This is a genomic window from [Empedobacter] haloabium (assembly GCA_008011715.2).
In the GTDB taxonomy this organism is placed as follows: domain Bacteria; phylum Pseudomonadota; class Gammaproteobacteria; order Burkholderiales; family Burkholderiaceae_D; genus Rugamonas; species Rugamonas haloabia.
In genome coordinates, this window is sequence record CP136508.1 from 3,968,414 (window position 1) to 3,986,225 (window position 17,812).

The 17,812-nt window shown below is 68.4% G+C and carries 18 protein-coding genes; 6 read left to right on the forward strand and 12 right to left on the reverse strand.

All coding sequences use genetic code 11. The features are described 5' to 3' along the window. Positions 1-49: 49 nt before the first annotated feature. From E7V67_017260 to E7V67_017275, 4 genes are all read right to left on the reverse strand, one after another. Positions 50-1,036 carry a beta-ketoacyl-ACP synthase III gene (locus tag E7V67_017260; protein ID WUR11453.1) on the reverse strand — a complete coding sequence of 329 codons (987 nt, stop codon included), beginning with the start codon at positions 1,034-1,036 and terminating at the stop codon, positions 50-52. Then, complete coding sequence (plsX, locus tag E7V67_017265; protein ID WUR11454.1) at positions 1,033-2,097, reverse strand: phosphate acyltransferase PlsX; 1,065 nt, start codon at positions 2,095-2,097, stop codon at positions 1,033-1,035. Before plsX ends, E7V67_017260 begins: the two co-directional genes overlap by 4 nt. Before the next feature lie 154 nt (positions 2,098-2,251). Then, positions 2,252-2,434, reverse strand: a complete 183-nt coding sequence (gene rpmF / locus E7V67_017270; GenBank protein WUR11455.1) for a 50S ribosomal protein L32 — start codon at positions 2,432-2,434, stop codon at positions 2,252-2,254. A 193-nt stretch (positions 2,435-2,627) separates the two neighbouring features. Beyond that, a complete protein-coding gene (locus E7V67_017275; protein ID WUR11456.1) occupies positions 2,628-3,125 on the reverse strand; it encodes a DUF177 domain-containing protein in 498 nt (165 codons plus the stop codon). 206 nt (positions 3,126-3,331) lie between these two features. Between E7V67_017275 and E7V67_017280 the strand changes: the two genes are divergently transcribed. Further along, positions 3,332-3,940 carry a Maf family nucleotide pyrophosphatase gene (locus E7V67_017280; protein ID WUR11457.1) on the forward strand — a complete coding sequence of 203 codons (609 nt, stop codon included), beginning with the start codon at positions 3,332-3,334 and terminating at the stop codon, positions 3,938-3,940. Positions 3,941-3,955: 15 nt separating this feature from the next. Further along, positions 3,956-4,693 carry an SAM-dependent methyltransferase gene (locus E7V67_017285; GenBank protein ID WUR11458.1) on the forward strand — a complete coding sequence of 246 codons (738 nt, stop codon included), beginning with the start codon at positions 3,956-3,958 and terminating at the stop codon, positions 4,691-4,693. 100 nt (positions 4,694-4,793) lie between these two features. Here the strand turns inward: E7V67_017285 and E7V67_017290 are convergent, their stop codons facing one another. The 5 genes from E7V67_017290 to E7V67_017310 all read right to left on the reverse strand — a co-directional run bounded on the left by E7V67_017290 (position 4,794) and on the right by E7V67_017310 (position 10,562). Then, positions 4,794-6,077: an EAL domain-containing protein gene (locus tag E7V67_017290; GenBank protein WUR11459.1), complete on the reverse strand. Its 1,284-nt coding sequence runs from the start codon at positions 6,075-6,077 to the stop codon at positions 4,794-4,796. Between the two features lie 63 nt (positions 6,078-6,140). Continuing rightward, positions 6,141-7,202 (reverse strand): 23S rRNA (adenine(2030)-N(6))-methyltransferase RlmJ, encoded by a 1,062-nt coding sequence (gene rlmJ / locus E7V67_017295; protein ID WUR11460.1) that lies wholly within the window; start codon positions 7,200-7,202, stop codon positions 6,141-6,143. 128 nt (positions 7,203-7,330) lie between these two features. Next, a complete protein-coding gene (locus E7V67_017300; protein WUR11461.1) occupies positions 7,331-8,545 on the reverse strand; it encodes an isocitrate lyase in 1,215 nt (404 codons plus the stop codon). A 243-nt stretch (positions 8,546-8,788) separates the two neighbouring features. After that, positions 8,789-9,289, reverse strand: a complete 501-nt coding sequence (rraA, locus tag E7V67_017305) for a ribonuclease E activity regulator RraA (protein WUR11462.1) — start codon at positions 9,287-9,289, stop codon at positions 8,789-8,791. A 34-nt stretch (positions 9,290-9,323) separates the two neighbouring features. Further along, positions 9,324-10,562 carry an MFS transporter gene (locus E7V67_017310; protein WUR11463.1) on the reverse strand — a complete coding sequence of 413 codons (1,239 nt, stop codon included), beginning with the start codon at positions 10,560-10,562 and terminating at the stop codon, positions 9,324-9,326. 105 nt (positions 10,563-10,667) lie between these two features. Between E7V67_017310 and E7V67_017315 the strand changes: the two genes are divergently transcribed. Beyond that, positions 10,668-11,477: a helix-turn-helix transcriptional regulator gene (locus E7V67_017315; GenBank protein WUR11464.1), complete on the forward strand. Its 810-nt coding sequence runs from the start codon at positions 10,668-10,670 to the stop codon at positions 11,475-11,477. On the opposite strand, the gene E7V67_017320 is transcribed toward E7V67_017315, so the two are convergent. Beyond that, on the reverse strand, positions 11,410-12,855 hold the full coding sequence (locus E7V67_017320; GenBank protein ID WUR11465.1) for a winged helix-turn-helix domain-containing protein: 1,446 nt from the start codon (positions 12,853-12,855) through the stop codon (positions 11,410-11,412). The genes E7V67_017315 and E7V67_017320 overlap by 68 nt on opposite strands. Positions 12,856-12,967: 112 nt before the next feature. On the opposite strand from E7V67_017320, the gene E7V67_017325 reads away from it, so the two are divergent. The 3 genes from E7V67_017325 to E7V67_017335 all read left to right on the forward strand — a co-directional run bounded on the left by E7V67_017325 (position 12,968) and on the right by E7V67_017335 (position 15,986). Next, entirely contained in the window at positions 12,968-14,080 is a 1,113-nt protein-coding gene (locus E7V67_017325; GenBank protein WUR11466.1) for an aldehyde dehydrogenase family protein, read from the forward strand. A gap of 105 nt (positions 14,081-14,185) precedes the next feature. Beyond that, positions 14,186-14,548 (forward strand): hypothetical protein, encoded by a 363-nt coding sequence (locus E7V67_017330; GenBank protein ID WUR11467.1) that lies wholly within the window; start codon positions 14,186-14,188, stop codon positions 14,546-14,548. 55 nt (positions 14,549-14,603) lie between these two features. Beyond that, positions 14,604-15,986 carry a winged helix-turn-helix domain-containing protein gene (locus tag E7V67_017335; protein ID WUR11468.1) on the forward strand — a complete coding sequence of 461 codons (1,383 nt, stop codon included), beginning with the start codon at positions 14,604-14,606 and terminating at the stop codon, positions 15,984-15,986. A 187-nt stretch (positions 15,987-16,173) separates the two neighbouring features. On the opposite strand, the gene E7V67_017340 is transcribed toward E7V67_017335, so the two are convergent. Together E7V67_017340 and E7V67_017345 are read right to left on the reverse strand one after the other, a co-directional pair. After that, complete coding sequence (locus E7V67_017340) at positions 16,174-16,791, reverse strand: RES family NAD+ phosphorylase (protein WUR11469.1); 618 nt, start codon at positions 16,789-16,791, stop codon at positions 16,174-16,176. Beyond that, on the reverse strand, positions 16,788-17,564 hold the full coding sequence (locus E7V67_017345) for a hypothetical protein (protein WUR11470.1): 777 nt from the start codon (positions 17,562-17,564) through the stop codon (positions 16,788-16,790). The genes E7V67_017340 and E7V67_017345 overlap by 4 nt, the downstream gene beginning before the upstream one ends. Positions 17,565-17,812: the final 248 nt, after the last annotated feature.

The window sequence follows — 17,812 nt, forward strand, 5'->3', positions numbered from 1 at the left end:
ACACTAATTCTAAATCGGCGCGCATTGTACACCGCCGCGAGCGCTTTGCTTACATCCGGGCCAGCACCGCGCCCCACGTGAAGCCGCCGCCCACGCCTTCCATCATTACCGTGTGACCCGGCTTGATGCGGCCGTCGCGCACCGCGGCATCGAGCGCCAGCGGGATCGACGCGGCCGACGTATTGCCGTGCTGGTCCACCGTCACCACCATTTTTTCCAGTGGCAGGCCCAGTTTTTTCGCCGTGCCGTTCATGATGCGGATATTGGCCTGGTGCGGGATCAGCCAGTCGACCTGATCGGACGTCATGCCGGCATGGTCCAGCGCTTCGTGTGCGACCTTCTCCAGCACGGACACGGCCAGCTTGAACACGGCCTGGCCGTCCATGTACAGGAACGCGCTGCCGGCCACGGCGCCGCCGGCCACATTGCCGGGCACCGACAGGATGTCCGCATGGCGGCCATCGGCGTGCAGCTTGCAGGCCAGCACGCCCGGCTCGCTGGATGCGGTCATGACGACGGCGCCGGCGCCATCGCCGAACAGCACGCAGGTGGTGCGGTCTTCGAAATTGAGGATGCGCGAGAACACCTCGGCGCCGATCACCAGCACGTTCTTGTGCATGCCGGACTTGATGAAGCTGTCGGCCGACGCCACCGCGTAGACGAAGCCGCTGCAGACGGCCTGCACGTCCACCGCCGCGCTGTGGTTGCTCATGCCCAGCTTGCGCTGCACGATGCAGGCGGTGCTGGGGAAGCTGCCGAAGAAATCGGGCGTCGAGCTGGCGACGATGATCAGGTCGATGTCGTCGGGGCGCAGGCCAGCCATCTCCAGCGCGCGCTGGGCGGCAATCACGCCCAGGTCGGACGACACCTGCTCGGACGCCGCGTAGTGGCGCGCCTTGATGCCGCTGCGCGACGAGATCCATTCGTCCGACGTCTCGATGCCCTTGGCCGCCAGTTGCTCGGCCAGGTCGAAATTGGTCACACGCCGTTCAGGCAGGTAGCTGCCGGTACCGATAATTTTGCTGTACAAAGTCATGCAGTCTCGTCCGATTTCGTTGCGTTCGGTTGGGGTTCGCGCGGCATCAGCTCGGCGATCATGTCCGCCAGCTGCTGCTGCACGTCGTTTTTGGCGGCCTCGAAGGCGCGGCGGATGGCCCATTCGAAGGCTTCCGCGTCCGCGCCGCCATGGCTCTTGAACACCAGTCCGCGCAGGCCCAGCAGGCTGGCGCCATTGTAGCGCGCGGGATTCAGGCGCTTCGTGATGCGCTTGAGGGCGCTGCGGGCGATCACGGCGCCCAGCATCGTCAGCGGCGTGCGCTTGAATTCGGTCGTCAGCACCAGCTTGAAGAAGCGCGCCAGGCCTTCGATGGCCTTCAGGGTGACGTTGCCGACGAAGCCGTCGCAGACGACCACGTCCGTAGTGCCCTTGAAGATATCGTTGCCTTCGACGTTGCCGAAGAAGTTCAGCTTGCCGCGCTCGTGATCGGCACGCAGCAGCAGCGACGTGGCCTTGACCACTTCGTTGCCCTTGATGTCTTCCGTGCCGACGTTCAGGAGGCCGATCGTGGGCCGGGCGATGCCTTCCATCGCGTGCACCAGCACGGAACCCATGATGGCGAACTGGTGCAGGTGGTGCGGCTCGCAGTCGACGTTGGCGCCCAGGTCCATCACATAGGTGGGCCCGTCGTTCATGTTCGGCATGATCGTGCAGATGGCGGGACGGTCGACGCCGGCCATGGTTTTCAGCACGTAGCGCGACACGGCCATCAGCGCGCCGGTGTTGCCGGCCGAGACGCAGGCCTGGGCCTTGCCGTCCTTGACCTGCTCGATGGCCACGCGCATCGAGGAGTCCTTCTTGCGCCGCAGCGCCACTTCCAGCGGGTCGTCCATCGTCACCTGTTCGGAGGCGTGCAGGATGGACAGGCGCGGATGGGCCTCGGCATGCAGCTTTTTCAGCTCGGCCTTGACGACGTCTTCGAGCCCGACCAGGGTCAGCTCGGCATCGGGTTCACGTTTCAGGAAGGAGATTGCGGCGGGAATGGTGACAGACGGGCCGTGGTCTCCGCCCATGCAGTCGATTGAGATTTTGATTGTCATTGCGGGCAAAGAAGCAATTCCGGCGACAACGCCAGAGCCTGCGGGTGTTCAGTTACACGCCGATAGAAAGCGGCGGGGGAAAAGAAAAAGCGGCGCCACGTCAGTTTCACTGCGTCGCACCGCTTTTGGTCTTTTGCCGGACAAAAAACGTCGATTACTCGTCGTTCTTGGTCTTCAGCACTTTGCGACCACGGTAGAAGCCGTTCGGGCTGATGTGGTGACGCAGGTGGGTTTCGCCGGTCGTCGGCTCGACGGCCAGGTTTGGCGCAACCAGGAAATCGTGCGAACGGTGCATGCCGCGCTTCGATGGGGACTTCTTGTTCTGTTGAACTGCCATGATGACTCCTAATACTTAAGTTCTAAAATTTTAACACAAACGATCCGCAAAACGATGCGAATCGAGTATCCCAGCGGCAATCGCTTGCCGAACCGTGACTGCCTGCTGCTCTACTGCTAAATGCCATACCCGCAGCCCGCCTGGCACGTTTTTCTTTGCCTTCTTGCGAAGGCGGTACTGCACACTACAAAACTTATGATTTCTTGAGCTCACGCAGAGCTTCAAACGGTGATTTCTTTTCGCTCTTGACCGAGTCGAGCAGCGCCGTATCGGGGCAGGTCTCGTGCTTCGGTGCTTGCGGCAAGGCCAGCAGGGCCTCGTCTTCAATCAGGTCCATCAGGTTCATGGAACGGGTGCCGACGATGACGTCGATCGTCTCGTCGTCGATGATCTCTTCGATCTCGTCGGCGTGGGCATCGCTCTCGCCCAGCATCAGCAATGTCGCGGAGTCGATCTCGTACGCGAACGGGGTCAGGCAGCGCTGGCACGTCAGTTGCACGGTACCGGCAACGGACAGGCGCATCTGCGGGAACCCCTGCTTGCTCGTGCCGCCTTCGGCACGCCACGTGATGGCGCCCGACTTGTCGGCGCAATCGCGGGACAGGCGTTCCATTTCAGCCACCGGCGTGACGCCTTCGCGCGTGCTGTTGGTCCGACAGAATTCAAAGGCGTCGATCACAAGAGCATTCATTGGCTAAAATTTCCCTAGAAAACCTGCGATAATAACAGGGTTTTCAACGCCGCGTCAAAGACTTGGCCGTTTTTACGACCCTTCGACATGATTGGCCGTTGGTAAACTGCACGGCTCATGCTCGGCCGACTCACAGCCGACTCACAGCCAAATCACGGCGCACAGAGCATATAACAATTCGTGGCCCGTCGCCATAAAAACTTTCCATGAACCCAACGCCAGTCTCCACCCACGCTCCCCTGATCCTTGCCAGCAGCTCCACCTACCGCCGCGAACTGCTGCAACGCCTGCGCCTGCCGTTCACCGTGGACGTGCCCGCCATCGACGAAAGCCCCCTGCCCGGCGAAACGCCATCCGCCACCGCGCTGCGCCTGGCGCGCGAGAAAGCCGCCGCCGTGGCGGCGCGCCATCCCGGCAGCCTCGTCATCGGCTCCGACCAGGTCGCCACCTTGGACGACGCCCAGATCGGCAAGCCCGGCAGCCACGCCGCCGCCCTGGCGCAGTTGCAAGCCATGCGCGGACGCGAAGTGGTGTTCCACACGGCGCTGTGCCTGGCCGATGGCCGCGATGGCAGCTTCCAGGTGGAAGACATCCAGACGATCGTAAAGTTCCGCGATCTGCCCGATACTGAGCTCGATGCCTACCTGCGCATCGAGCAACCGTACGACTGCGCCGGCAGCGCCAAGAACGAGGGCCTGGGCATCGCCATCCTGGAACGGATCGACTCGACCGACCCGACCGCGCTGACGGGCCTGCCCCTGATCGCCTTGACCGGCATGCTGCGCCGCGCCGGCATCACCTTCTTCCAACAATAAGAGAGCACCATTTCCATGCCAGGCACGCTTTACCTGATTCCCAATACGCTGGGCGAGACCGTCTCGCTGGACCACGTCATTCCCACCCACGTGCAGGCGACGACGGCGCAGCTGACGCATTTCGTCGCCGAGAACGCCAAGACCGCGCGCGCCTTCCTGAAGCTCGTCAACGCGGCGCACCCGCTCGTCGTACCCCTGCAGCAGATCGCCATCGCCGAACTGAACGTCAACACCAGGGCGGACGCGCTGGCCGGCCTGCTGGCGCCGCTGCGCGCGGGGCATGACGTCGGCCTGCTGTCCGAAGCGGGCGTGCCGGCCGTGGCGGACCCGGGCGCCGACCTGGTACGGCTGGCGCACAAGGAAGGCATTCCGGTGCGGCCGCTGGTCGGGCCGTCGTCGCTGCTGCTGGCCGTGATGGCAAGCGGCCTGAACGGGCAAAGCTTCGCGTTCAACGGCTACCTGCCGACCGACGCGGCGGCGCGCACGAAACGCCTGCGCGAGCTGGAGACGCGCTCGCGCCAGGAAAAGCAGACACAGTTGTTTATCGAGACGCCGTATCGCAATGGGCAGATGCTGGAGGCGCTGGTGTCCAGCTGCCAGCCCGGCACCTTGATCTGCGTGGCCACCGACATCAGCCTGGCGACCGAGACCATCCGCACGCGGACGGCGGCGCAGTGGCAGGCGGAGCTGGGCGCTGGCCGGGCGCCGGATTTTCACAAGAAGCCGACGGTGTTCCTGTTGCTGGGGCAGTGAGGCTGGGGTCTGTCCCAGCAGGGGACTGACCCCGAAGTTCCGCCGAATCCGTCGAAACACCCAACTTCGGGGTCAGTCCCCGTTGGGGACAGACCCCAGGTCAGCGCTTGACCGGCTCCGCGATGGCCACGCGATATTCGTCGACCCACTCGTAAGCCGCCAGCTGGCAGGCATACAGCTCCGCCGGCGACAGCTTCAGGGCGTGCAGCAGCGCCGTCAGCTCCGGTCCCTCTTGCGCGCGCTCGACCATCTCGATCAGCTTCAGCGCCGCGCCATACTGGCCGGTGCGGTGCAGCAGCGCATCGCGCACTTCGTCCAGCACGTTGACGCTGCCCAGGATTTCCGACATTGCGACGGAGAACAGCGTGTCCATCAGCGACATGATGCCGACGGTGAAGCCGATGTCGGCGCTGATGCGCTCGCCCGGCTGCAGCTTTTCCAGCAGCAGCTCCATCGTCTTGCCGCGCGTCGTCGCCAGTTGCAGCAGCGGCGAGTCGTACTGCTGCCCTTTCACGTACAGCAGGATCTGCAGCCAGCGCTGCAACTGGCGCCGGCCCAGCACGATCAGCGCGTGGGCCACGGAATTGATGCGGAAACGCGCACCCACCGCCGGCGTGTTCACCAGGCGCAGCAGATTCAACGTGATCAATGGGTCGAGCTTGACGCTGCGTTCGATGTCGCGCTGCTCGGCATCGCTGTTCAGCAGGTCCAGCAGTTGCAGGATCGCCAGCTGCGACGGCGCGATCTTCTTGCCCGACAGGATGACGGGCTTGGCAAAATAATAGCCCTGGAAATATTCGAAGCCCAGGTCCAGGCACTGGCGAAACTGGTCGTGTGTCTCCACCTTCTCGGCCAGCAGCTTCTGGTTCGGGCTGCGCAACGAGCGCGTCAGGGCCGCCAGCGCGTCCGGCGCCAGTTGCTGGATGTCGACCTTGATGATGTCCATCAGCGGCTGCAGCTTGCGCAGGCTTTCGCTGGCGCCGCCCACGTCGTCCAGCGCGAACTTGAAACCGGCCTGGCGCAGTTCGGCCAGGCGCGCCAGCACGTCCGGCGTGGGCTCGACCGTTTCCAGCACTTCCAGGATCACCTTGTCGTTCGGCAGGAAGCGGATGAAGTCGCTCATCAGCCCTTCCGTGTCGACATTGACGTAGGCCAGCTGGTCGCCCACCACCTGCTCCATGCCCAGCTCGGACGCGTGGGCGATGACGGAAGCGGTGGCCGCCGTGCCATCGGTGAATTCCGCGCCATCGCATTCGGCGTTACGGTACAGCAGCTCGTAGGCGACGAGCCGCTGGTTGCGATTCAGGATGGGCTGCCGTGCCAGGAAAAAATTATTGGCGAACGGCATGGGAATGGCGGCTTCCGGGCGTGCGGCCATGGTCATCACACTTACCTGCTTGAGTACAATCCTCTAGGTTACCGTGATATAGCAAAGATGGCAACATCTTTATGGTTTCTTGCTCCCCGTCGGGCGTGCGCCGGCGGGCCGCCGGGTCGTCGCACCGGGGCTGCCCGGCCGGCCCGACGCCGGACGTGCCCCTGGCATGCGCAGCGAACCCTGGCGGCTCGGAACGCTGCCCGGGCGCGGCTCGGCGGCATGCGCCGGCGCCTTGCGCGGTGTGGCGGCGTCGCCACTTTCCAGCGTAAACGAGGCGCCCTTGTCGCGCCCCAGCGCCTGCACCAGGTAAGGCATCACCTGCTTCAGCACGGGTTCGAGCGTGTACGGCGGGTTCAGGATGAACATGCCGCTGCTGTGCAGGCCGAAGCCGTCCGGGCCCGGCGTGGAGACCGTCAGCGTGACGTTCAGCCAGCTGCCGGCCGGCAGGTGCTTCAGTTTTTCCGAGAAGTTGCGTGCCTCGATGCGCTGCAGCACGGGATACCAGATCGCGTACATGCCGGTCGGGAAGCGTTTCAACGCGTCGCCCAGCATGTCGATGACCTTCTTGTAGTCCTGTTTGTCCTCGTAAGGCGGGTCGCACAGCACCAGCGCACGGCGCGACGGCGGCGGCAGCAGCGCGCGCACGCCGAGGAAACCGTCGGCCTTGTTGACGATCACGCGCTTGCCGCGCGTGGTGGGACGGTGCCCCTGTGCGGCCTGGTGCGCTTCGAGTTTGCGGAAGTTCTCGTCCAGCAGTCGCGCGTCGGCCGGGTGCAGCTCGAACAGGCGCAGGCGGTCCATCTCGCGCGCCACCTGCTCGGCGCAGTAGGGCGAACCGGGGTAATAGCGCATCTTGCCGCTGGGGTTCATCGCCTTGACCAGGTTGACATAGTCGGCCAGCGGCGGCGGCAGGTCGGTGCGGTCCCACAGCGGCCCGATGCCGGTGTCGAATTCCGCGTTCTTCGTGGCCTGCGCGCTGTCCAGCGCATACACGCCGGCACCCGCATGGGTGTCGATGTAGCTGTACGCGACATCCTTCTGGTTCAGGTATTGCAGCAGCTGGATCTGGACGAAGTGCTTCAGGACGTCGGCGTGATTGCCGGCATGGAAGGCGTGGCGGTAACTGAACATGGCTTTCTTTCGGTGATTCGAGGCGCCATTATCCCAGAGAATTGACCGCGGCTGCCGAACCCATGGTGTCGGCCACCGGTTTGCGGGTCGAAGAGCCGCAAACCGGTGGCCGACACCGGGCGTCTACTTCAGGCGACGCGCTGCACCCCGCCGCACTGCTCGGCGGCAGCGGCAACACCGCTCACGGCCTGCGTGACGGCATCGAAGTAGCCCGTGCCCAGCTCGCGCTGGTGCCGGGGCGACGTGAAGCCGCGTCCGGCCGCGGCGAACTCGGCCTCCTGCAACGCCACGAAGGCCGGCAGGTGGCGTCGTGCGCAGCCGTGCGCCAGGTCGAACATGCCGTGATTGAGCGCATGGAAACCCGCCTCGGCGATGAACTGGAAGCGGTAACCCATCGCGCCCAGCTCTTTCTGGAAGCGCGCGATGGTGCCGTCGTCCAGGTGCTTCTTCCAGTTGACGGACGCCGAGCAGTCATACGCCAGCAGCTTGCCGGGAAAGCGCGCCTGCACGGCCTCGGCAAAGCGCTGCGCCCCCGCCAGGTTGGGCCGCGGGCTTGCGCACGAGACGATGTCGGCATAGGGCGCACAGGCGACGGCGCGCGCGATGGCCTGCTCGATGCCGGGACGCACCCGGTGGTAGCCCTGGACGGTGCGCTCGCCGGTGCAGAACGGCCGGTCGGCCTCGTCCACGTCGCAGGCCAGCAGGTCGGCCACGTGCGCATGCGTGCGTGCGATCAGCACGGTTGCCGTGCCCATCACGTCCGCGGCCAGGCGCGCCGCGCACAGCCTTTCCACCGCCTGCCGGGTGGGTACCAGCACGTCGCAGTGGCGCGCGGCCGCCAGGCTGTCGTCGACGTGGACGCCGGCCGCGCCTGCCTCGACCAGTGCCTTCACCAGTTCGAACGCGGCGGGCACGCCGTCCGCCTGCGCCTGCGCCACGACGGGCGCGAGGAAGTCGAAGTCGTCGCGCCCCTCGGCCCACTGGATCTGGTCGGCGCGGCGCAGCGTGTCGTTGATGCGCGTGACGACCGCCGGCGCCGCGCTGGCCGGGTCGAACGGGTCCGGGCCCAGCGCGCCGCCGACGTGGATCGCCTGCAGGCCGGCCATCACCTGCTGCACGGCCTGGTGACCCGTCAGCGCGCCCAGCGCCGTGACGAAGGGTTCGCGCTGGACCAGCTGCCACAAGCTGGCGGCGCCCCGATGCGCCAGCGTGTGCTCGACCTGGACGGAGCCGCGCAGCCGTACGACGTCCTCGGCGGTGTGGCTGCGCCGAATGCCGGCCCAGCGCGGATTGCCCGCCCAATCGTCCCGCAGCGCCGCTGCCTGCTGCTCGCGCGTTGCCATGCTGTTCTCCTGTGCTCGAATAAGTCGGATCCGTGTCCAGTTCATCATAACCGCGCAAACACGCTGGCACGACAGTCTTATATAAGACAAATGAGCTGAGTTTTATCCCGTGTATTCATGGAGTTAGGATGCATATTTCATGATGCGGCATGACGTCTCTCGCCGTGGGAAACGCCATGGGCCAGCAGCGGGGGCGCCTTCCGCATCGTGGAATCGTGCTTTCGCAGCGTGAAAAAGGTGCGATCAGGCCAGCCGTTCCTGCGCCACCAGAACGCCATCCGCATCGGCATAGATCCAGTCGCCCGGCCGCACGGTGACGCCGGCCACCTGCACCCGCACGTCGCGCTCGCCGATGCCGCGCTTGCTGCTGCGGCGCGGGTGCGCCGCCAGCGCGCGCACGCCGACGTCGCAGGCATCGATCTCCACGGTGTCGCGCACGCAGCCGTCGACGACGATGCCGGCCCAGCCGTTGTCCTGCGCCAGCACGGCCAGTTGGCCGCCGACCAGCGCCCGGCGCAGGCTGCCGCCGCCGTCGATCACCAGCACCTGGCCGTCACCGGGCGTTTCCAGCGTGGCGCGCACCAACGCGTTGTCCTCGAACACGCGCAGGGTGACGGCCGGGCCGGCAAAGGCGGCGCGCCGGCCGAAGCGCTGGAACACGGGTGGCAGCACGGCCAGGCGGCCGTCCTCCAGCCGGGCTTCGTGCTCGTCGCACAGGTCGGTGGTGGCGAATGGGGTGGTCATGGCATTCCTCTTCAGTGGTTGGGATGCCCCGATACTAAACAGATTTCGGCGCCGCCGCCCGGCTGCTGCCGCCCACGCCGACGGCCGTGCCGATCGCCGCCAGCTGGAACAACGCGACGCCGTAAAACAGCCAGCCAGGATGGCCGGCGTCCATGATGGCGCCGAACAGCGGCGGCCCGACCGACAGGCCCGAGTCCAGGCCGGAGTAGACCACGCCGTACACGCGGCCGGTGGCGTTCTGCGGCGCGGCGGCGCGGATCATCAGGTCGCGCGACGGGCCGGCCACGCCCGAACAGAAGCCGATCGCCGCCATCAGCGGCAGCACCGTCCAGCCGGGCAGCCAGCCCGCGCCCAGCAGAACGGCCAGCGCGGCGGCGCCTGCGAACGCCAGCGCCACCGTGCGGTCGTGCCGGCGCGCGCCGGCGCCAAGGAAGCCGCCGACCACCATGCCGCCGGCCGAAGCCAGCATGTAGGCGGTGTAGGAGCTGGTGGCCAGTTCGCGCGACACCGCGTACAGCTGCGCCAGGGCGATCGGACCGAACGCCTGGATGCCGCCCAGCGCGACCGCCGTCAGGAAGAAGAACGCAAAGCACATCCACACCGTGGGCAGGCGCAGGAAGCCCAGCGCCCCGCCCTGCCCGGCCGCCGCCGCGGGCGCGGGCGGATTCGGCCGCAGCGCGGTGCGGTTCGCGAACAGGATGGCCAGCACGGCCAGCGGCAGCAGCGCGGCGCAGGCCAGCGCCGTGCGCCAGTCGGCCACCGTCGCCACGGTCGTCATGAACAGCGGCGCCGCGGCCCAGCCGATATTGCCGCTGATGCCGTGCACCGAAAAGCCGTGCGCCAGCCTGGCGCGCGAGACGCGCTGGTTGAGCAAGGTGTAGTCGGCCGGGTGGAAGACGCTGTTGCCGACGCCGGCCAGCAAGGCGCCGCCCAGCAGCGCCGTATAGCTGTGCGCCAGTGCCAGCGCCAGTGCCGACACGCCCAGCATCGCCACGCCGAAGAACAGCACGCGCCGTGCGCCGACGCGGTCGACGACGAAGCCGGCCAGCGCCTGCCCGACGCCGGAGACGACGAAGAACACCGTCATCAACAGGCCCAGTTGCGCATAGCTGAGCGCGAACTCGCTGCGCAGCCACGGGAACAGCGCGGCCAGGATCAGGTGGTAGAAGTGCGAAGTGCCGTGCGCGAGGCCGACCAGGCCGATCACGCGCGCATCCTGGCGCAAGGTCGTGTCGGCGCTGGCGGAAGCGACGGTGGCGGAGGTCTGGTTCATGCGAAGGTCCGGAGACGGTGACGGGACAGGAAGACGCCAGTGTAGGCAAAATGGTCGCGTCTGTTTTAAGATGGCAGGCCAACAATTGTCGCAATCCTGCCAACCATGAGCATCGCCATCGTCCGTCATACCGCCCCGCTGGACGACTGCAACGATCCCACCGAGCGCCTGCCCGTGACGATGTGCGCGCGCGACCTGCCGGCCACGCGCAACCTGGCGCCGCATTCGCATCCGTGGGGCCAGCTCACCTATGCGCTGGACGGCGTGCTGCGCGTGACGGTGGCGGACGGCACGTGGATCGTGCCGCCGTCGCGGGCGATCTGGATCGCGCCCCATGTGGAGCATGCTGTCGTGGTGCTGGAAGAGGCGCGCCTGCGGCCCCTGCGCATTCTCGCGGGGCGCTCGCCCTTCCCTGGCGCCGCCTGCCAGGTGCTGGCGGTGTCCGGGCTGCTGCGCGAACTGATCGCCGCGCTGGAACAGCAGCCGCCCGGCGTGCCGACGGCACGCACGGACCTCGTCTGCGACCTGATCCTGGACGAGATGGCACGCTGCGCGACCCGCCCCATCCGCGTGCCGCTGCCGCGCGACAAGCGCCTGGGCGCACTGTGCGCCGCGCTGATCGCGGAGCCGGCCGCCGCGCTGACGCTGGCCGGCTGGGCGGCGCGGGTGGGCGCTTCCGAGCGTACCCTGGCACGCCTGTTCGAGCGCGAGCTGGGCATGAGCTTCGGCCAGTGGCGCCAGCAGGTCCGGCTGGCCCATGCGGCACCGCTGATCGCGCGCGGCATGCCGCTGGGCCGGGTGGCCGAGCAGCTGGGCTATGCCAGCCAGTCGGCGTTCTCGCAGATGTTCAGGAAGACGTTCGGCAGCTCGCCATCGGCGTTATTCGCGCCGGCGCGTGCAGGCGGGCAGCGATGACCTCTTCCTCGCCGCCGGCACGCAGCCGCGCCAGCGCATAACTGCGCGTCGTGTGCAGCAGGCGATAGCGCACCGCCGCACCATCCGTCTCGATCCCCACCAGCGACTTGGCCGCCAGGTTGGCCACGCGCTCGGCCACCTCCTGCGGCGCCACGCCGGGACCGTGCGCCACGGCGGCGGCCGCGTCCAGCGTGAAGGCGCCGTCGAACACCGCCAGCCGGCACAACACGGCCTGCTCTTCCGGTCCCAGCAGGTCGTAGCTCCAGTCCAGCGTGGCGCGCAGCGTCTGGTGGCGCGGCAGCGCGGTGCGGCGGCCCCGCGTCAGCACGGCAAAGCAGTCGGACAGGCGCAACGCCAGCTCGTGCACGCCGAAAAACGCGGCGCGTCCGGCCGCCAGTTCCAGCGCCAGCGGGATCCCGTCCAGGCGGCGGCAGATGTCGGCCACGGCGGCGGCATTGTGTCCATCCAGCGTGAACGGCGCGCCATCGGCGCCGACCCGTTCGACGAACAGCTGCACGGCCGAATAGCGTGCCAGCGCGGCCGGCGCGACGGGGCCCTCGGCGGGCGGCAGCTCCAGCGGCGCCAGCCGGTGCACCCATTCGCTGGCGGCGCGCAGCGGTTCGCGGCTGGTGGCCAGGATGTGCAGGCGCGGCGCTTCGCGCAGCAGGCGCTCGGCCAGCCCGGCCACGGCGTCCACCAGGTGCTCGCAACCGTCCAGCAGCAACAGCGCGCGGCGTTCGCGCAGCCGCGCCAGCAGCGCCGGCAGCGGCACCTCGGCGGTGCCGTCGAGCGCCTGCGCCAGCGCCGCGCCCAACCGCTCCGTCGACGTGACGCCCGCCAGGTCGACGCGATGCAGCGCGCCGTCGAACGCGGGCGCCAGGCGCGCGGCCAGCGCTAGCGCTACCACCGTTTTCCCCATGCCGCCGGGGCCGACGAGCGTCAACAGCCGCTGCGCCGGCAGCTGCTGCGCGAGCTGGGCCAGCAAATCGTCGCGCCCCAGCAGGCTGGGCCGCGGCAACGGCAGCGATGTCGGCGCAGGCGCGGCCCGATGCATCGAGCGCAGCGGCGCCACGAAGCAATAGCCGCGCCCGACCACGTTCTCGACATAGGTCTGGTCGCTGCCCAGCGCCTTGCGCAGCGCGCCCACGTGCACGCGCAGGTTGCCCTCCTCGACTACCGTGTGCGGCCAGACGCGGGCGATCAACTCGTCCTTGCCGACCACGGCGCCGGCCCGTTCCACCAGCGCCAGCAGCACGTCGAAGGCGCGCCCGCTGAGGCGCACCGGCGCGTCGTCGCGGTACAGCGCGCGTTCGTGCGGCACCAGCCGGAACGCCCCGAACGCGATCTCCGCGCTGCCGTCTCCACCGTCCAGTTGCATCGTGCGCTTACCTCAAAAGCCAGATTGATTTTTCGACCAACGGATTCTAACGTAACGGCCTGCGGGATTTAACCACTATTTACAGGGTACGGCGAACTGCCGGAAAGGGGTAATGAACACCAGGACTCTCGACCGGCGCCGCTCCGGCGCGGCGGCCAGCGCGGCAGCGGCCAGCGCCGCGCTGTTGTTCGCCCAGGCCAGCCACGGTCGCCGCGCGGGCCTGATGGACGCCATCGGCGCGGCGCTGGACGACGCGCGTGCGCACCTGCCCGGCCTGGCCGCGGCCGATGCCGGCATCACCGCCGACGCCGCCCTGCGCCAGCACGATGCGCTGCGCGGCTGGCTGCACGCGTTGTCCGCGGCGCTGCGCCGCGCCGAGCTGGCGGCGCTGGCGCCCGCGCCAGAGGCGGTTCGCACCGTGCCGCTGGGCCCCGTGGCCGCGATCGGCCCGCATGCGACGGCCTATGGCCTGGTCGGCGTGCATGCGCTGGCCGCGCTGGCCGCGGGCTGTCCGGTGCTGGCGACCGGCAGCGCCGCCCAGCCCGGCGCCGCGGTGCTGGCGGACCTGATCGGCGCCGCCGTGGCCGCCTGCGGCCTGCCGGCGGCCGCGTTCACGCTGCTGCCGGCCGATGCCGCCGGCGTCGCCGCCTTGCTGGACCACCACGCCCTGCGGGCGGCCATCAGCCGCGTCGGCGCCGCGCCGCTGCCGCATGGGGCCAGCCTGGTGCTGCTGGCCGAGGCGGACGGGTGCGAAGCCGCGTTCATCCTGCCGGGCGCGCTGAACGGCCGTGCCGAGCACCTGGGCCAGCTGCTGCTGGCGCATGGCGGCCCGGGCGTGCTGGCGGCGGCCGTCGACGGTCCCGGCTACGTCGACCTGCGCGAGACGATCGTCGACGCGGCCACGGATCACAGCTTCGCCGAGATCGCCTGTGCCAAGGTGCTGGCGCAGCCGGCCCGGGCCGCACGCGGCGGCCGCCTGCTGGTGCGCTGCGCCGACCCGGCCGAGCTGCTGGCGCTGGCCGCCGCGCTGGCTCCCCAGCACTGTGCCAGCCTGCACCTGGGGCCGGCGGACGCGGCGCTGGCGACGAACCTGCTGCCGGCGCTGGAGCTGACGGCCCGGCACATCCATATCAATCGCATCGGCGGCGCATTGCTGCCGTCACCTGCTGGCGCCGTCGATGCGATCGGCCGTTTTCGGCGGCCGGTGTTCCACCACCCTGCGTGAAGTACCGGGTTTGCCTGCTCATTAACAAGGCTTAACAACGTTTTATTCGCTGCACCGCAACATGCTCCCTACAATCATGCCACCCGCTACCACCGAGAGCCGCCGATGACCCTGCCCCTGTCACAACGCCGCGCCGAGAAGGTCGGTGTCGCCCAGATCCGCATCCACCAGCAGGCCGGCCGCAGCACCGCCGTGCTGGGCTCGTTTGTTGCCGCCGACAAGCTGCTCAAGTCCTGGGCCGGCGACATGTGCGACCGTTCCGAGTGCGCATTCGAGATCCGCTACCTGGACGGCAGCCGCGTCTCCGGCCTGTACCCGATGTGGCAGAAGACCACCACGCGGCAGTCGCTGGGCGCCTACGTGCGCCGCGTGCTGGAACAGATGGACGGGCGCGCCGCGTTCCAGGTCGCCGCCGACACGGGACCGGACCGCTTCCTGGAGCGCTACGAGGTGGAGGACTTCGCCTGACAGCGGCCCTCACCCTGTCAGACTGTTGTAATAATCCGGCGCTACCATCCGGGACATGACATCTCCCGTCCCCATCGCGGCGGACCCGTGCATCGCCTTCGGCCCGTTCCGCCTGTACGTGCGCCAGCGTGTGCTGCTCGAAGATGGCCAACCCTTGCGACTGGGCTCGCGCGCATTCGACATCCTGGCCACGCTGGCCGCCGCGCCCGGCGTCACCGTCACCAAGGCGGAACTGGTCGCCCGCGTCTGGCCCGATACCGTGGTCGAGGAAGCCAACCTGCGCGTGCACGTGGCGGCCCTGCGCAAGGCCCTGCGCGAAGGGCCGGGGCGGCGCTATATCGACAGTGTCGCCGGACGCGGCTACAGCTTCGTCGCCACCCTGGCCTCACCCGCGCGCCATGAGCCCATCCCTGCTTCCTGTCCCGCGCCGCCTGCGGGACCGCTGGTCGGGCGCGGCGACGCCGTTGCCGCGCTGGCGCGCCTGGTGCTAAGCCACCGGCTCGTGACGCTGGTGGGCAGCGGTGGCGTCGGCAAGAGCGCCGTGGCGTTGAGCGCCGTTGCACGCCTGTCGGCGCGGCTGCCCGTGGCGTACGCGGACCTGGCGGAAGCGGACGGTGGCGCGGCCGTGCCGGCCGTGCTGGCGCGCGCGCGGATCGGCGCCGAGCCGCTGCTCCTGGTGCTGGACAATTGCGAGCACGTGGCCGATACCGTCGCGCCGCTGGCCGAGCGGCTGCTGCAGGACTGGCCGCGGCTGCACGTGCTGGCGACCAGCCGTGAGGCGCTGCGCGCCGCCGACGAGCGCGTGCAGCGGCTGGCGCCGCTGGCTTGTCCGCCCGCCGGCGCCGGCGGTGCCGCGATCCTGGCATGGCCCGCCGCGGCGCTGTTCCTGCACCGCGCGGGGCTGGACGGCACGGCGCTGGGCAGCGCGGACGCCGCCGCCGTGGCGGACATCTGCCGCCGCCTCGACGGCCTGCCGCTGGCGCTGGAGCTGGCGGCGGCCCGCACCGACCTGTTCCACGTGCGCGAGCTGGCCGCCCGGCTGGGCGAGCCGTTGCGGCTGCTGAAGGGCGGCCGCCGCACGGCGCCCGCACGGCACCGTTCGCTGCAGGCGTCGCTGGACTGGAGCTGGGCCACGTTGACGCCGGCGGAACAGGCGTTGCTGCGGCGGCTGGCCGCGTTCGACGGCGAATTCGGCCTGGCCGCGGCGGTGCGCATGGCCGCACCGGCGCGAACGGACGAGGTGGAGGATCTGCTGGCGGCGCTGCACGCCAGGTCGCTGCTGGTGGCGCGGCCGGGGCCGGGCGGGTTGCAGTGCCGGCTGCTGGCGGGGGTGCGGGAGTATGCCGCGGGGCTGGCGGGACTGGAGGGTGGCTGGCGGTATGACGAGCGTCAGGAATATCGACCTGAGGCATGCGGGTTCGTCTCAGTCTACGATTAAAACCAGGGTCAGTCCCCTGCGGGGACAGACCCTATGCCCGGTGGCGTGTCGATTCGCTGACCGGCGAAAGACCGGACGGCTTCGGTTCAGGGTCTGTCCCTTTGGGACTGACCGTGGTTTTTATCCGCGGCCGGCGCGAACCAGGCGCGGACCGGGGCACCTGCCTGTCACCTCGCATGCGCCGGACCTACAGCGAGAACAACCTCACCCGCAGCCGCCCCAGCAAGCCGCCGATGTCGGGATGCGCCAGCAGCGGCATGGCCCCTGGCAGCACGCGCACGCCGCTGCGTTCGAACAGCGCGGCGGCGAATGACGTGTTCATGTGCTTGCTGACATAGCGGATGCCGTCCGCCTCGGGCACCTGGGCGTGAATCGCGCCACTCAGCAGTTGCGTGTGCGTGTAGTCGTCCTGGGCGCTGATGTCGTTGGTCAGGCCCAGGCCTTTCAGCGCGATGCCGGTCAGGTCGACCAGGCGCAGCCGCGTCTTGGCCGGGTCCGGGTGGACGTAGCGCACGATCGAGCGGCGCTCCACCGAACTGTGGTCGACCCACCATTCCCCGTCGCGGTGGTCGCCCACCTCGTGCAGGATCGTCTCGCAGACGGCCACGTCGAGGCCGCCCGCCACATAGGTGACACCGAAACCGTGCGCGGGATCGTCGAAACGAAAGCGTCCGGTGGTGCCCCACCACGGTTCCATCCCCGGTCGCAGGCTCAGCCGCAGCAGCGCACGGATATCGACATGGCAAAAGCACAGCTGGCCGGCCGCATGCAGGCCGGCGAAATCGGGGATGTGGGTCAGGGTCAAATGCGTTCCCAGCCGGCAGCCAGGCGCAGGATGTCGGTCAGCCGGTCGGCCGACTCCGCCACGGTTCTCCCGCCCAGGCTGCCATGTTGTCGATTGAAGAAGATCAGTTTCGTCCCCGCGGCGATGTCGGGATGGAACGACCGGTTGATGCTTTCAAAATCGCGCCGCAGGAAACTCAGCGCCGCGACCGGGTAAAAATGTTGCCGCCCCATGCGCACCGAGAAGATCTCGCCGCGCTCGCGGGCCTTGTCCAGGGCCTGCCGCGTGATCCCCCACGCGCTGGCCAATGTTTCGCCATCGATCAGGCTGCCCTGCCGCACCAGCGATGCGATCAGTGCCTCACCCCGCTGCTGCGCCACCGCGCGCGACGACACGGCCGGCGGCAAGCGCACTTCCTCGTTGTCGCCGTCGTCGTCCAGCTCCGGCATCGGCGCACGGCGGGCGGCCGGCGCGTCCACGCGGGCATCGTCCAGGCCGAACGGCTCCGAAGCCAGGTCGTCGTCATCGTCGGCGTCGAGTACCAGCGCAGGCATCGGCGTGACCAAGGTCACGCGCTTGTCGCGGGCCAACGGCGACACCCGGGCCGTGATGCCCAGCGAGCGCAACGCGGCATACAGCTGCTCCAGTACGTGCGCCTCGGGGGCCGCATCTTCCACTTCGATCAGGTAGGCTTGCGATGTTTCCGCGCCGAATTCGTCCTTCGCCCCTCCATGCGGTTCCGGCAGTTCGGCGATGCCGGCAGCGAAAGCTTTCAGGTCAGTTGTTGAACTCATTTCAATACCTCGGATTCATGGCTACGAGGCCCATTCTACGCGGGAACGACGCGCAAAGCAACTTCAGCAACTTACGCAACCAGCGCAACTTGGCGGACGTTGCGCGGCGATGGCATCCAGTACTGTGTATTTATACAGTATTTCGCTCGAGGCCGCCATCGATTTCGCGCGCATCTTGCGCCAGCTCCAAAGAACGAAAAAAAGGCCCGCACGGTCGTGCGAGCCTTCTTCAATGCAGCAACGTCGCG

Bases quoted from the DNA above. Each gene is read 5' to 3' on its own strand.
- E7V67_017260 (WUR11453.1), bottom strand. From the start codon at position 1,036: ATGACTTTGTACAGCAAAATTATCGGTACCGGCAGCTACCTGCCTGAA.
- plsX (WUR11454.1), bottom strand. From the start codon at position 2,097: ATGACAATCAAAATCTCAATCGACTGCATGGGCGGAGACCACGGCCCG.
- rpmF (WUR11455.1), bottom strand. From the start codon at position 2,434: ATGGCAGTTCAACAGAACAAGAAGTCCCCATCGAAGCGCGGCATGCAC.
- E7V67_017275 (WUR11456.1), bottom strand. From the start codon at position 3,125: ATGAATGCTCTTGTGATCGACGCCTTTGAATTCTGTCGGACCAACAGC.
- E7V67_017280 (WUR11457.1), top strand. From the start codon at position 3,332: ATGAACCCAACGCCAGTCTCCACCCACGCTCCCCTGATCCTTGCCAGC.
- E7V67_017285 (WUR11458.1), top strand. From the start codon at position 3,956: ATGCCAGGCACGCTTTACCTGATTCCCAATACGCTGGGCGAGACCGTC.
- E7V67_017290 (WUR11459.1), bottom strand. From the start codon at position 6,077: ATGACCATGGCCGCACGCCCGGAAGCCGCCATTCCCATGCCGTTCGCC.
- rlmJ (WUR11460.1), bottom strand. From the start codon at position 7,202: ATGTTCAGTTACCGCCACGCCTTCCATGCCGGCAATCACGCCGACGTC.
- E7V67_017300 (WUR11461.1), bottom strand. From the start codon at position 8,545: ATGGCAACGCGCGAGCAGCAGGCAGCGGCGCTGCGGGACGATTGGGCG.
- rraA (WUR11462.1), bottom strand. From the start codon at position 9,289: ATGACCACCCCATTCGCCACCACCGACCTGTGCGACGAGCACGAAGCC.
- E7V67_017310 (WUR11463.1), bottom strand. From the start codon at position 10,562: ATGAACCAGACCTCCGCCACCGTCGCTTCCGCCAGCGCCGACACGACC.
- E7V67_017315 (WUR11464.1), top strand. From the start codon at position 10,668: ATGAGCATCGCCATCGTCCGTCATACCGCCCCGCTGGACGACTGCAAC.
- E7V67_017320 (WUR11465.1), bottom strand. From the start codon at position 12,855: ATGCAACTGGACGGTGGAGACGGCAGCGCGGAGATCGCGTTCGGGGCG.
- E7V67_017325 (WUR11466.1), top strand. From the start codon at position 12,968: ATGAACACCAGGACTCTCGACCGGCGCCGCTCCGGCGCGGCGGCCAGC.
- E7V67_017330 (WUR11467.1), top strand. From the start codon at position 14,186: ATGACCCTGCCCCTGTCACAACGCCGCGCCGAGAAGGTCGGTGTCGCC.
- E7V67_017335 (WUR11468.1), top strand. From the start codon at position 14,604: ATGACATCTCCCGTCCCCATCGCGGCGGACCCGTGCATCGCCTTCGGC.
- E7V67_017345 (WUR11470.1), bottom strand. From the start codon at position 17,564: ATGAGTTCAACAACTGACCTGAAAGCTTTCGCTGCCGGCATCGCCGAA.